Annotated in this window: 12 protein-coding genes and 1 pseudogene; 4 read left to right on the forward strand and 9 right to left on the reverse strand. The window is 69.7% G+C overall.

Going from position 1 to position 12793, the window contains the following annotated elements:
* Positions 1-16: 16 nt before the first annotated feature.
* Genes KEC56_RS03655 through KEC56_RS03670 form a run of 4 tightly spaced genes read right to left on the reverse strand, consistent with a single transcriptional unit; the run spans position 17 to position 4201 of the window.
* Complete coding sequence (locus tag KEC56_RS03655) at positions 17-859, reverse strand: glycosyltransferase family 2 protein (RefSeq protein WP_227529847.1); 843 nt, start codon at positions 857-859, stop codon at positions 17-19.
* The gene (locus KEC56_RS03660; protein WP_227529848.1) at positions 856-1866 is read right to left on the reverse strand and encodes a glycosyltransferase family 28 protein; all 1011 of its coding nucleotides are present in this window, start codon (positions 1864-1866) and stop codon (positions 856-858) included. Before KEC56_RS03660 ends, KEC56_RS03655 begins: the two co-directional genes overlap by 4 nt.
* Positions 1863-3014, reverse strand: a complete 1152-nt coding sequence (locus KEC56_RS03665; protein ID WP_227529849.1) for a glycosyltransferase — start codon at positions 3012-3014, stop codon at positions 1863-1865. Before KEC56_RS03665 ends, KEC56_RS03660 begins: the two co-directional genes overlap by 4 nt.
* On the reverse strand, positions 3011-4201 hold the full coding sequence (locus KEC56_RS03670) for a glycosyltransferase (protein WP_308012993.1): 1191 nt from the start codon (positions 4199-4201) through the stop codon (positions 3011-3013). The genes KEC56_RS03665 and KEC56_RS03670 overlap by 4 nt, the downstream gene beginning before the upstream one ends.
* Positions 4202-4218: 17 nt before the next feature.
* Here KEC56_RS03670 and KEC56_RS03675 point away from each other — a divergent pair, with 17 nt between their 5' ends.
* From KEC56_RS03675 to KEC56_RS03690, 4 genes and pseudogenes are all read left to right on the forward strand, one after another.
* Positions 4219-5148 (forward strand): WcbI family polysaccharide biosynthesis putative acetyltransferase, encoded by a 930-nt coding sequence (locus KEC56_RS03675; protein WP_227529851.1) that lies wholly within the window; start codon positions 4219-4221, stop codon positions 5146-5148.
* Positions 5145-6116 (forward strand): hypothetical protein, encoded by a 972-nt coding sequence (locus tag KEC56_RS03680; protein ID WP_227529852.1) that lies wholly within the window; start codon positions 5145-5147, stop codon positions 6114-6116. Before KEC56_RS03675 ends, KEC56_RS03680 begins: the two co-directional genes overlap by 4 nt.
* A complete protein-coding gene (locus KEC56_RS03685; protein WP_227529853.1) occupies positions 6113-7420 on the forward strand; it encodes a glycosyltransferase in 1308 nt (435 codons plus the stop codon). The genes KEC56_RS03680 and KEC56_RS03685 overlap by 4 nt, the downstream gene beginning before the upstream one ends.
* A gap of 22 nt (positions 7421-7442) precedes the next feature.
* Positions 7443-7805: pseudogene (locus KEC56_RS03690) on the forward strand (short-chain dehydrogenase); the annotation flags it as partial.
* Between the two features lie 109 nt (positions 7806-7914).
* On the opposite strand, the gene KEC56_RS03695 reads toward KEC56_RS03690, so the two are convergent.
* Genes KEC56_RS03695 through KEC56_RS03715 form a run of 5 tightly spaced genes read right to left on the reverse strand, consistent with a single transcriptional unit; the run spans position 7915 to position 12618 of the window.
* Positions 7915-9090, reverse strand: coding sequence for an NAD(P)/FAD-dependent oxidoreductase (locus KEC56_RS03695; RefSeq protein ID WP_227529854.1), 1176 nt, complete (start codon positions 9088-9090; stop codon positions 7915-7917).
* Between the two features lie 8 nt (positions 9091-9098).
* Complete coding sequence (locus KEC56_RS03700) at positions 9099-10139, reverse strand: Gfo/Idh/MocA family protein (protein ID WP_227529855.1); 1041 nt, start codon at positions 10137-10139, stop codon at positions 9099-9101.
* Positions 10139-10909: an amino acid ABC transporter ATP-binding protein gene (locus tag KEC56_RS03705; protein ID WP_276573119.1), complete on the reverse strand. Its 771-nt coding sequence runs from the start codon at positions 10907-10909 to the stop codon at positions 10139-10141. The genes KEC56_RS03700 and KEC56_RS03705 overlap by 1 nt, the downstream gene beginning before the upstream one ends.
* Complete coding sequence (locus tag KEC56_RS03710; protein ID WP_227529856.1) at positions 10906-11694, reverse strand: amino acid ABC transporter permease; 789 nt, start codon at positions 11692-11694, stop codon at positions 10906-10908. Before KEC56_RS03710 ends, KEC56_RS03705 begins: the two co-directional genes overlap by 4 nt.
* Positions 11695-11748: 54 nt before the next feature.
* The gene (locus tag KEC56_RS03715; RefSeq protein ID WP_227529857.1) at positions 11749-12618 is read right to left on the reverse strand and encodes an ABC transporter substrate-binding protein; all 870 of its coding nucleotides are present in this window, start codon (positions 12616-12618) and stop codon (positions 11749-11751) included.
* Between the last annotated feature and the right edge of the window lie 175 nt (positions 12619-12793).

Genomic DNA, 12793 nt, shown 5'->3' on the forward strand with positions numbered 1-12793 from the left:
CGGCAAGAACGCGCCGTCACGGCCCCGGGACGGCAGGGGCGCGCACCGTCCGGCGGTAGCCGCCGTCGTGGGATTCGACCGCGCCCGCTGCGACGAACTCGTCGATCCAGCCGCCCATCGGCCACTTGCCCCACTGCTCGGCGAACAGGGCGCCGTTGCGCAGGATGTCGTCGAGATGACGCCACGGGGGAGTGCCGGCCGGATGCCACTGATGGAACGCATGCGCGCCGCCCACCCAGTGCAGGGGCACGCCCTGCGACCGCGCCCGTCGGCCCAGATCGGTGTCTTCGGCGCCATAGCCCTCGTACCGCTCGTCGAACCCGCCCAGCTGCGCCCAGGTCGCCGGCGTCACCGCGAACGACAGCGACCAGAAGAGGTCGTACTCGTTCGCGTCGGCGGTCGCGACGACGCCGACGGCCGGGTTCGGACGCACGGGATGCGGTCGGACCATCGCCTCGAGCTGTTCGGCGGCTGACGGTCGCTGCACGCTCTCGAGGTAGGTGACCGGACCGCACAGCAGCCCGTTCGGGTGCGAGCGAATCGCTTCAGCGTATCGATCGAGCAGCTGCGGGCCCGGCAGACAGTCCACGTCGAGGAACACGAGCAGATCGACGTCGCGCGAGACAGCGATCTCGGCGGCGGCGTTGCGTCCTGCGCCGACGCGCATCCCATCGCGGCCCGGTGGGACGTGCACGTGAATTACGCCGTCGAACGGTGGCGGGGGCTCGCTGTCGAGCCACGCCTCGATGCGCACCACGTCATGATGGGGCGGCAGCACCTCGCGCAGAAAGCGGCGCTGGCGATGCAGATGTGCGAGGCGGTTGTGCGACGCCGGTGTGATCACGGCGATCCGCGTCATGAGGCGACCTCCTGTATGCCTCGGGCGGCACGCGCAGCGGCGCCGGTGACGCCCCATCCGCTCCAGTCGGGCGGGGAGACCGCTGCCCGCTCCACGAGCTCGACCACCTGTGCGGGAGACGATCCGGCGGGCGCTGTCGAGGCGAGGCCCGCGGCCTGCAGGACTCTGGCCGTGTGCTCCTGCTCGCCGAACGGTCTGTCCTGGGGCAGCACGACCGCGCGCGCGCCCGCGGTCGCGAGATCGGCCACCCCGTTCAGGCCGGCGGCGCTGATCACGACCTTCGCGCGGCAGAGCAGCGGCCACACGTCGGCGACCCGATCGTCGTCACGGGCGCCGGCCGTCTCGACCTCCCAGCCTCGAGCCGTCAGCAGGTCGATCGTCTGCTCGAGTCGTGATTCGTCGAGCGTACGGCTGAGGAACAGCGCCCGACGAGCGGCATCGTCGGCCGTGTGGCGCGACCGCCCGTCGTGCCGCGAGATCCCGCCGACATGACGTACGCGCGCACGGTGATCGGACAGCTCGGACGCATCGAACATGCCCTCCGGCCACGGTGCCACGATCCGATCGGCGAGGGCGTGGCCGAGCCGGTGCGGGCGGTCGGACCGATCGCCGGGTTGCGCGAACACCACGGTGGGAACGCCGAGAAGGCGGACGAATGCGGTGACCTCCACGCTGACGTCGACCACGAACGCCGAAACGGGGTGGCGGGCGATCCAGTCGGCGATCATCGCGAGCCGCGTCTGATGGCCTGGATGCCCGACCGGTGCCCAGTGCAGCGCCCCGCCGGCGGTGACATCGCCGAGCTCGTGCGCGGCGCGGACGGCGCCGTCGGCGGTCACCACCGGATCCGCGTCCGCAGGCAGGCGGACCCACGCGGTGTCGTCGCCGAGGTCACCAGGAGCGGGAAGCGACGAGAACACGGTGACCTCGTCGTCGAGATGCGGGCGGATCGCCTGCATCCGCGTGAGATGGCCCCATCCGTGATGGTGCACGTACCAGCCGATCATGCGCCGACCGCCTCCGCGCCTGCGATGAGCGAGTCGACCTCGGCCATACGACTGTGCGCGGCGACGGTGAGCACGCGCTCGACCTCGCGATGACGGCGCGCGAGCGAGTGGCGGGCGGATGCCGCCGCGCGCACGCGATCCCGGAACGCGGGCGACGCCGACCGAGCGGCTAGGGAGAGGGCCGCCTGAGCGAGGGCGCTCACGTCACGGGCGGGCACGACCGTGCATCCGGGCAGCCCCGCCAGCACCTCGCTCGCACCGCCCGCGTCGAACGCGGCCACAGGAGTGCCCGTCATCAGCGCCTCGGCCAGCACCAGGCCGAACGGCTCCGACCAGACCGGGGTGACCAGCGCGACCGACGACGCTCCGACGAGAGCGCAAAGCTCGGGTTGGCGCAGCGGCCCGACGTACTCCACGCCGTCGCCGAGAAGAGGCTCGACCTCACGGGTGAAGTACCGCTGGTCGCCGATCCGGCCGGCGATCCGCAGGCGCGCGCCTGCGAGCCGGGCTGCGCGGATGGCCAGATGGGGAGCCTTCTCGGGCACGATGCGACCGAACCACACCCACTGCTCGCCGCCGCGTCCTCGTCGCCACTCGCTGCTGTCGACACCGTTGGGGAAGACGAAGGCGTCGACTCCCTCGTCGGACCACGCTCGTGCCGTGTACTGGCTGACGGCGAGGAAGCGGTGCGGTGCCGTCGGCGGCAGGGAGCGCGCCGCATGCACCATGTCGGGGAGGGGCGGCGTGTGCAGGGTCGTGACGACTGGGATGCCCGCGTCGCGGCTCCACAGGATCGGATCGCCGTGCAGGCTGTGGTTGTCGACCACATCGACGCCGTCGACCGGGTCAGTCAGCCGGCGGCGCACCCGGGCGAAGGCATCCGCGATCCGTCCTCGGTGCCCCGCCGGGTTCTCCGAATCGGAGGTCTCATCGATGCAACGCCAGCGAGGGCTGGGCAGCTGCAGGTCGGCGCCCGATCCGAGGAAGTCGGATCCGGCGGCGGCGCACAGCTCGACGTCGTGTCCGCGACGCTTCAGCCACCGCACACGATTCCACACGACCGCCTCCAGTCCGCCCGCGTGCGGCTGTCGCAGGGGATGTCGTTCGGGAGCGACGACGAGCACGCGAAGGCGCTGCGCGGCCCTCATGCCTGAATTCCCGCGGCGGCATGTGTCCGAACGCCTGCCACGGCATCCGAGTAGAGGCGGGCGTGCGCCGCCCGAATCGCGCGTCGCTGCTGCTGGCGCTCGGCGCGGCGGTTCGCCAGGTGCGTCGCCCTCGGCGAGGACGACGCCGGCGAGCGGTGGACCCACGTCACCGCGGCGGCCAGCGTGCGGGGGTCGTCCAGATCGATGACGCAGAACTCGGACGGATGCTGCGACCGGATGTGGCCCACGTCGGTTCCCGCCACCGGCACCCCCAGGTCGTAGCAGAGCTCCACCCAGCCCGAGTGCGTCCCGTGCCGATAGGGAAGAACGAACAGGTCCAGCCCCCGGAGCCACTCCTCGATCTCCGCGTCGCTGAGATAGGGGGTCCTGCGCATTCGCACAGCGGCATGCCCGTCGGCGGCGTCGATCACCCGCTCCGCTGCACGGTCATCGCGTACCCGGTCGTTCATCAGCACCTCGATCTCGACCGCCTGGCCCGCTGCCTCGAGCAGCCCGGCCGCCCGCGCGGCTGCGCGCACCGCGCCCTCTGCGTCGATGTTCGGACGCAGGTCGCGCAGCGCGATGCCGACCCGAACGGTGCCTGCCCTGCTCACCCGGCTGTCCGCGGCGGTCTGCTCGAGCAGTGTCGGGTGGGCGAGCACCGTGCTGGCACGACGCCACCGGCGCTCGATCTCCGCCGCCGCGGAGGGCGTGAGCGTGATGAGGTGATCGGCCGCCGGGACGATCACATTGAGCAGCTCGCGATAGGGCTCCTGGTCGACGATCTGGGGATTGTCGAGGTCGTGCACCGTGAACACCACGGGCCGGCCCGCGAGGCGTGCCGCGTCGAGTCCTGCGCGCAACTCGTCAGGGGTGAACGACTCGAGCCCGAAGTGCACATGCAGCAGGTCGTACTCGGCGGCGTTCTCGCTGAGCCACTGTCCGGTCATCGCGACCGGCGGCCACCACTGCTCGGGGGGTGCGTCCGGCACGGGCGGGTCGGTCAGGAGAGTGACGCGCCGGGGATCGGTGATGGCGCGCACGTACGGGTGCGCGGCAGGGACGGAGGCGACGCGGATGCGCGCAGAGGTTGTGGCGATGGATTCCTCCTCGTTCAGACGGGCGTTGCGCGCGTACCGAAGTGATGGATCTCGGGAAAAGCAACGGGGTGAGACGAAGAGATCCACAGGTATACGTTCGAAGCATGAACCCCAACTCGCCCGACGTCACGACCGTTGCGCCCGTCGAGCCGGCGGTGCTAGGACGTCGAAGGCACTACGGCGAATTCTACGCGATCACCCCCCTGCCCGACAGCTTCGGAGTCGTGCTGGGAAACTGCCAGGCCGAGTCGTTGCGATTGGTGATGGATGCCGAGGATCGTCGGTTCATCCGGGTTCCGCCGGTGCACGAGATGTCGGCCGACGATGCGCGACGCCTGCACGAGGTGGTGGCCGCGGCCCACACGGTCGTCACGCAGCCGGTGCGCGACGACTATCACGACCTTCCGCTCGGCACGCGCCAGGTGGCTGCTGCGACCGCAGCCAGGGTGCTCACGGTGCCGCCCGTGCGGTTCGCGGGGCTGCATCCGTTCCAGGCCGCGATCCGCGTTCCGGGCGTCGATGAGGATCCACCGCTCGTGGCGTACCACGACGTGCGCACGCTCGCGGCGGCCGCGGGGCTGCCGGTTGCGTCTGCGCTGACACCGGATGCGGTGCGGGCCATCGGCCGGGCCTCGGTCGAAGTCCTGCGTGAGCGTGAGCGATCGACCCACATTCCGGTGTCCGACCTCTTCGAGGCCGTGTCGGGCGACCACATGCGCACCGTGAACCACCCCGGCAACGCGGTCTGGCTGCCGCTGGGTGCCCGCATCCTCGACGCGCTGGGGGCGGCGGAGGGACCCGTCGACCCGGGGCGCCCGCTGCTCGACTCGGTGCGCGCACCACTTGCTCCCGAGGTGATCGAGGCCTGGGCGCTGAGCGACGAGCCGCAGGAGCAGTGGATCGTCGAGGGGAGGCCCGTGAGCGACGCGGAGGTGCGCGAGGCGCACCTCGCCTGGTACGCCGAGCATCCCGGGTTCGTCGCCGCGGCGACCGCTCGGCTCGCGCCGCTCCTCACCGACTGGCGTGCGGCATGACCGGTGCGCCGCTGCTGCTCGTGCACCTTGGTGATCACGGCGTCGCGGTCTATGCCCGCGGCATGGCGGATGCCATTCGAGACGTCACCGAGGCGCACACCGTCGACGCCGCCGGACTCGCTCGACTGCCCGCCGGCACCGACGTGCACGCGCATTTCACCGATCGGCTCTGGGGTGCGTCGCCCGAGCAGGCATCCCGCACGTTCGCCGAGCTCGCATCGCGCCTGCGAGTGAGCGTCACCCTGCACGACGTGCCCCAGGCATCCGACGGTGAGCTGAATCGGCCTCGCCGTCGCGCGGCGTACGCCCGCGTCGCGGCGGCTGCGAGCGCAGTGGTCGTGAACAGTGAGCACGAGCGCGAACTGCTGCGCGAGGAGGACGTCTGGTCCGGGGCGGCCGAGGTCATCCCGCTGCCGGTGGAACTGGAGAAGGACGCCGGGCGGGAGCGACCCGACGGGTCAGTCGGGGTGCTCGGGTTCTTCTATCCGGGCAAGGGCCACGACGAGGCGGCGGACGCCGCGGCTGCCGCGGGGATCGGCGCGCTCACGGTGCTGGGACGCGCGTCGGACGGGCACGCGGCCGAGCTCGAGGCCTTCGTGCGGCGCTCGGCCGCCATCGGCGTCGAGGTCGACGTGACCGGATGGCTGGACGACGCCGAGATCGCTCGTCGCGGGCGCGCGGTGAGCGTGCCGGTGATCGCGCACCGGCACATCTCGGCATCCGGGTCGCTCGCTTCGTGGATCGGCTGGGGCCGGCGCCCGGTCGCCGTGCGCAACCGCTATGTCGACGAGATGGCCGCGCTGCGCCCCGGCACGCTCACACCCGTCGGCGAGAGCGACCTGGTCGGTGCGCTGCGTCATGCACGTGCGAATCCTGACGCGACCTGGCACGGGCTCACGCGTCTGCCCTTGTCGCGCGCTGAGGCGGCACAGGCGTATGTCCGCCTGTGGGCGGGGAGGGCTTCGTGACCGCGAGGTGGGTCGTCGGCAATCGATGGGACTCGCTCGACGGCATCCACCCGGATCCGCTTCCCACCGTGTCGGTGATCGTCGCGCACTACGACCAGCCGGGGCAGCTCGCCCGCACCCTGCATGCGCTCGCCGCACAGGACTATCCGCAGGAGCTGCTGCAGGTCATCGTCGCCGATGACGGCTCGCCCGGCGGGCTCGACGTGCCCGACGGGGTGACGCTCGTGCGGCAGGAGGATCGCGGGTTCCGTCTGGCAGCGGTCCGCAACCTCGGAGTGCGGGCGAGCAGCGGCGAGGTGCTGTGCTTCCTCGACGCCGACACCGCGCCCGAACCCGGCTACGTGCGGGCGTTGAGCAGGCTCCCCGCGCTCCTGCCCGAGGCGGTGGTCGTCGGTCGTCGCCGCCATGCGGATCTCTCGGCGGTCGCGCCCGACGTGCCGATCGTCGAGGCGGCGGCGGGTCGGGAGCTGCCGGAACCCGAGTGGCTCGCCGAGGAGTACGCCCGCAGCGGGGATCTGCTCGACTCCGACGACCGCTCCTACCGATTCGTGATCGGTGCCGTGATCGCCTGCGCGCGACGCATGTTCGATGAGGTCGGCGGCTTCGACGAGACGTTCGCGTCGTACGGGGGTGAGGACTGGGAGTGGGCGCACCGCATGTGGCAGGCCGGTGCGGTGTTCGCGCACATCGCTGGTGCGGTCGCCTGGCACGACGGTCCCGAGTGGGCCGAGCGGGACGGGTCGGGCATCGACCGCGCGAACGCGCAGACGCTGCGCATGCAGTCGAGCATTCCGGTTCCCGGGTCGTCTCCGCGGGCGCTGTGGCCCGGTGCGGCCGACCTCGTCGTGCAGGTGCAGGGTGAGCATCCGCCGGCAGCGCTGTTCATCATGGCCGACTCCCTGTTCGCCGCGTTTCCCCGAGCCAGGCTGCTGCTCGACGTCGTGCCCGATGCGCTCGCCGACGACCCGCGGGTCGTGGAGGCCCGCGACGCCCGACGCCCTGTGGACTCCCGGGTGCTGTGGGAGATGCGCCGACCCGTCGTCGTGCTCGATCCGGACTGGCTCGTCCACCTCGTCCACGGCCTCGGCACGGGAGATCTGGGCGCTGTCGACCTCGTCGACGGCGATGGCGCACCCATCGGAAGGCTGCGCTCGCGACGCGCCACGCGACGTGCCGACCGCTGGGGGCACGAGGATGCGTTCCGGACGCGGCGGATGACTGCCGTGGGAACTCACGTGCTGCGGCCCGATCCTCGGGTCGAGGCCTGGGTCGGCGGGTGGGGCGGCGTCGAGTCGTTCTGCTGACGGGTGCGCGGTCTCGAGCCGGTCGGCCTCGCGGCATCCGACGAGGCCGGCGAGGCGGTCGTCACTGCGACGGGAGTCGACCGGCTCTAGCTGCGGTGGGCGCTCGCCCGCCGGCGGAACGATTCGACGCCGGCGGGCTCGTCCCCGACATCGATCACATCAACAGCTGGGTGCAGTCGGTCGAGCAGGTCGATCCGCTCGAGATGCTCGAGAAATCCGGCATCCTCATGACCACCGTCGACACCGGATGGATCACCGACGAGCGCCCGCACCGCTCGACCTCGTCGACGGCGCCGCCCGCGTGTACGACCCGATCGTGCAGGGCGAGGCCGGCGTCGACCTGTATGGCGTGTTCCTGAAGGACTACAAGCCCAGCCCCTGGTGAATTCGCCGCCGGTGGTGCATGACGCTTCGGGGGCCGACACGCTGGATTTCGGACCGAATCGGCCGAAGCATCCGACGAGTGGCGTGTCGACCCCAGGGCGTGCCGGGGCTCAGGCCTCCGCTACGGGTGACCAGGCATCGGTTCCCACCGTGGCTGGAAGTGCCTGGTCGTTGAACCGTTCGAAGCGGAACGCCTCCAGCACGGGGGACGGCTCGCCGGTCATCACCTCGTCCGCGGCGAGCTCGCCGAGTACGAGGCCCAGAGTCGCCCCCGAATGGGTGAACAGTGCGTACAGCCCGGCGACTCCGGGCACGGGACCCGCTACCGGGTCGCCGTCACCGGGGATGGGCTTCCATCCGGCGCCCACGTGCGACGCCGTCAGAGTCGGCCTGCCCGTCAGCACCTTCGAGGCTTCGTCGAGCAGCCCGTGAACCGACTCGTCGGGAACCTCGATGGTGCCGTCGTCGCCGACCACGATCGATTCCTCCGCCCATGCCGCATCCAGCACCAGGCGGTTGTCGGGTGTCGGGCGCACCGCCACTCGAGGCGTGTTCAGCACGGTCTTCATGGTGAAGTCCACCGGATCGGTGAACAGGACGAATGCGGCGGGCGAAGCATCGGGAACGGTGACGCCGAGTGCGGCCAGCTGCGCCGGAACCGCGGGTCCCGTCGCGAGGACGACGTGATCCGCTGCGACAGCGGACCCGTCGCCGAGGATGACGCCGACCGTTGTGTCTTCGTTCACGTCGACGCGGACCTCGCCGGCGTTCTCGATGACGGTGGCGCCAGCGTCTTTCGCCTCCGCCACCAGCACGGCGATGATGTCGGGCAGGCTCACCCATCCTTCGCCAGGGTTGAAGATCGCACCCTCGTCGGCGATCGCGGCGGCGTCGACACCGGGCGCGAGCCGCTCGACGTCGTCCCTGTCGATCCAGAGCGAGTCGTAGCCCACCGATCGCTCGAACTGGAATGTCCGGCGGAAGCTGTCCTCAGGGCCGGCCCACTTCAGCGCCCCGTCGAAGCGGAGATAGGCGTTGCTGTCCGCGTGCCTCGCCGCCCAGGTGCGGTACCGGTCGATGGCCAGCAGCCGTAGGTAGTGGTAGCTGGAGGAGCGGTCTCCGGACGAATTGAGCCACGCGATCGAACGACCGGAGGCGCCGTCGGCGAGCGAGCCCTGGGTGACGAGGGTCACATCGGCGCCTGCGCGAGCGAGATGGGCTGTGGTCGATGCGCCGAGGATGCCCCCGCCGATGACGACGACCTTCTTCGAACCGTTTGCTGACATTTTGTTCCTCACTTCTTGGTTCTTGACGCTGCTGCTGCGCGAGCTGCGGCGATCACGCGCAGGCCGGCGACGGCGTCTGCCGGATCGACAGGGACCGGCGACCCGCTGTTGATGGATGCCGCGACGCCGGCGTAGAAGCGCTCGTACTGGCCGCGTGTCATGGGTACGCTCTCGCCGTTGTCGCCTGTGGTGATCGATCCCCACTCGGCCTGGTCGCGTTCGCCGAAGCCGGGATCGCCCGGTCGCCGCCCGGCGACCAGTGCAGTCTCCTGGCCGTCGAGCCCCCAGGAGACGTACGTGCCTTCGGCGCCCAGCACGCGAAACCGCGGCCCGGGCTCTGGAGCCACCGCACTCATCCAAAGGTGCGAGCGCACGCCGGACTCATGCTCAAGGGCGATGAACACGTCATCGTCCGCCGCGACGCCCTCGCGCACGGTGTCGATCTCGGCGTACACGTCCACGACCGGCCCGAACAGCTGCAGCGCCTGATCGATGAGGTGCGGCCCGAGATCGAACAGGATGCCGCCAGCTTCGGCGACCGGTGCCTCTGCCTTCCATCCTTCCGGCGCCTGCGGCTGCCACCAGGTGAATCGCGACTCGAAGCGGCGGATCTCGCCGAGACGCCCGGACTTCACCAGGTCGCTCACGGTGAGGAAATCGCCGTCCCAACGACGATTCTGGAACACCGTCAGCATCAGGTCTCGAGCCGCGGCGATCGCGATCAGGGTTTCGCCGGTCTCCGCGTCGGCGACGAACGGCTTGTCGACGACGACGTGGTAACCGGCACGCAGCGCCGACTCGGCGTGAGCGGCATGGCTGCCGCTTGGCGAGGCGACGACGACCAGATCGATCGAGTCCGTCATCTCCCACAGGGCGGCGGTATCGGCGAGGATGCGGGCCTGAGGATGCTCGCTCGTCGCACGCTCGACGCGAGCGGGATCTCGCGTCACGATCGCGTCGATGCGGAAGGCTGGATCGGCGGCCAAAAACGGTGCGTGGAAGAGGCCCCCCGCGGTGCCGAAGCCGATGATCGCTGTGCGGATGACCATCAGAGGACCTCGGAGAGGAACAGCCGCAGCCGGTCGCTCTTCGGGGCGTCGAATATCTCGTCCGGAGTTCCCGCCTCGACGACTCGGCCCTCGTCCATAAAGACGACCTGATCTGCGACCTTGCGCGCGAAGCCCATCTCGTGAGTGACGACGAGCATCGTCATGCCGCGCTGGGCGAGCTCTGCCATGAGGTTGAGCACACCCTTGACCAGCTCGGGGTCGAGCGCGCTCGTCGCCTCGTCGAAGAGCATGACCTCGGGTTCCATCGCCAGGGCGCGTGCGATCGCCACACGCTGCTGCTGCCCGCCGGAGAGGTCGCGCGGGCGATGGTCTGCGCGCTCTGCGAGGCCGACCTCGGTCAGCCGTGCCAGGGCGATGCGCCTGGACTCGCCCTTGGACATCTTCTTGACGTTGCGCAGTGCGAGGGCCACGTTCTCGAGCGCGGTGTGGTCGGGGAACAGGTTGAAGTGCTGGAACACGAGACCGACGCGGCGGCGCAGCAGATCCGGCTTCAACGCGAGAGCATCGTCGTCGGCGAGCGCTACGCTGCCCGCCTTCGGCTCGTGGAGCCGGTTCACACCGCGCAGCAGCGTCGACTTGCCCGACCCGGACGGTCCGATGATGCAGGTGGTCGTGCCGGGTTCGACGGCGATCGACACATCGCGGATGACATCGACGTCGCCGTACGCCATCACGAGGTTGTCGATCTGCAGTCGCGAGCCTTCGTAGAAACGGCCCTCGGTCACGGGGAGCGGCGAGGTGTAGGTCATGTGTTCTCTCCTTGGGCCAGTGCTGGGCTCACAGGCTTCTCGGCGATCTCGTCCAGACCGCTCTTGGGCGGGGTCGCCTTACGGCGTCCGGTGCGGAATCGGTTGTCGAAGTAGTTCACGAGGTGCGTGAGCGGCACGGTGATCACGAGGTAGAAGACGCCCGCAAGAACGAGGGGCGACAGGTTGCCGGTGAGCACGGCGGCGTCCTGTCCCACGCGGAACAGCTCCCGCTCGCTGACGAGCAGCCCGAGGAAGTACACGAGGCTCGAATCCTTGACGATCGCGATGAACTGATTGACCAGGGCCGGCAGCACCCGGCGGATCCCCTGCGGGACGACGACGAGGCGCATGGCGCTGCCGTATGTCATTCCCAGCGCGCGGCAGGCTTCCAGCTGCCCGCGTTCGACGCTCTGGATGCCGGCGCGGAAGATCTCGCCGATGTAGGCGCCGGCGATCAGGCTGAGCGCAAGGATGCCGAGTGGATACGGAGACGGCCCGAAGATCTGCTGACTGATCCTGGCGAAGCCCTGCCCGATGAGCAGGATGGTCAGAATCGCGGGAAGCCCACGGAAGATGTCCGTGTAGATGCGTGCGGGCAGGCGCAGCCATGCGGTGCGCGAGACGCCCATGATCGCGAGGATCATGCCGATCACGATGCCCAACAATGTCGCGAACACTGAGATGACGAGGGTGTTCACAAGACCGGTGCCGAGAAGCTGCGGCAGCACCGCGATCATCGCGTCGAAGTCGAAGAACGTCCTGATGAGGTTATCGAGCCAATCCATGCGGATCTCCCTTCGGGCTGTGGGTGCGGGCAGCGCCCGCACCCACAGCAGCCGTCACTTGCTGTCGCCGGTGTCCTCGCGCTGCTCGTCGCTGGGCAGGTACTGGTCGGGCATCGGGGACCCGGGGAACCACTTCTGGTAGAGCTCCTTCCACGTGCCGTCCTCCATCGCGGCGTGGAGCGCCTCGTTCAGAGCATCCTTGAACTCGTCGTTGCCCTTGGCGATCGCGAAGCCGGCCGGCGCGTCGAATGACGGGATGTCGATGGCGTTCTCGAGACCGTACTGGTCGGCATACTCCTTCGCGGCCTCGTAGTCGAGGAAGTGCGCGTCGATCGCGCCGCTGTTGACGGAGGAGATTGCGGAGTTGTTGTCGGGAAAGCGCACCAGTTCGGTGTCGGTGAAGTTCTTCACGGCGTAGGCCTCCTGCAGGGTGCCCTGCACGACGCCGAGCCGCTTGCCCGCGAGGCTCTTCTCGTCGGTGATGCCGCTGTCAGGGCTGGCCATGACGGTGAGGTATCCGGCGAGGTAGCCGTCCGAGAAGTCGACTGTCTGCTCACGCTCCTCGGTGATCCCGATCGCCGCGACGCCGACGTCGAACTGCCCGTTGGCGACAGCGGCGAGCAGGCCGGAGAAGTCCTGGCCGGTGAACACGACGTCGTCGATGCCGATGCGTTCAGCGACATCGGTGAACAGTTCGACGTCGAAGCCGGTGAATTCACCGCTCGCGTCGGTGAATGTGTACGGCTTCGCATCGCCTAGGCTCGCAACCCGGATCTGACCGGGTGTGATCAGACCGTACGGGTTCTCGTCCTGGTCGCCGCCGGCTGAGGCGTTGCCGGTCGAGCTGCAGGCGGTGAGCGCCAGGGCTCCTGCTACTGCGGCGGCGACTGCGAAGCGGCGGAATGTCAGGGTTTTCTTGGCCATCGGATGGCTCCTCTCAGAGGACTGCATTATCGGGAGGGTGTGGACGCTGGGGCGAAGCTGGGGTAAATTGAGACCGGTCTCAATTTTGCGTTGACTTGGACAGTACACGGCGACGATCGAGCCGTCAATAGGGTGGAACCCGTCGATGAAGTTAAAGGGGTGATGAGCGGTGAGC

Source organism: Microbacterium tenebrionis (assembly GCF_020682665.1).
Classification (GTDB): Bacteria; Actinomycetota; Actinomycetes; order Actinomycetales; family Microbacteriaceae; genus Microbacterium; species Microbacterium tenebrionis.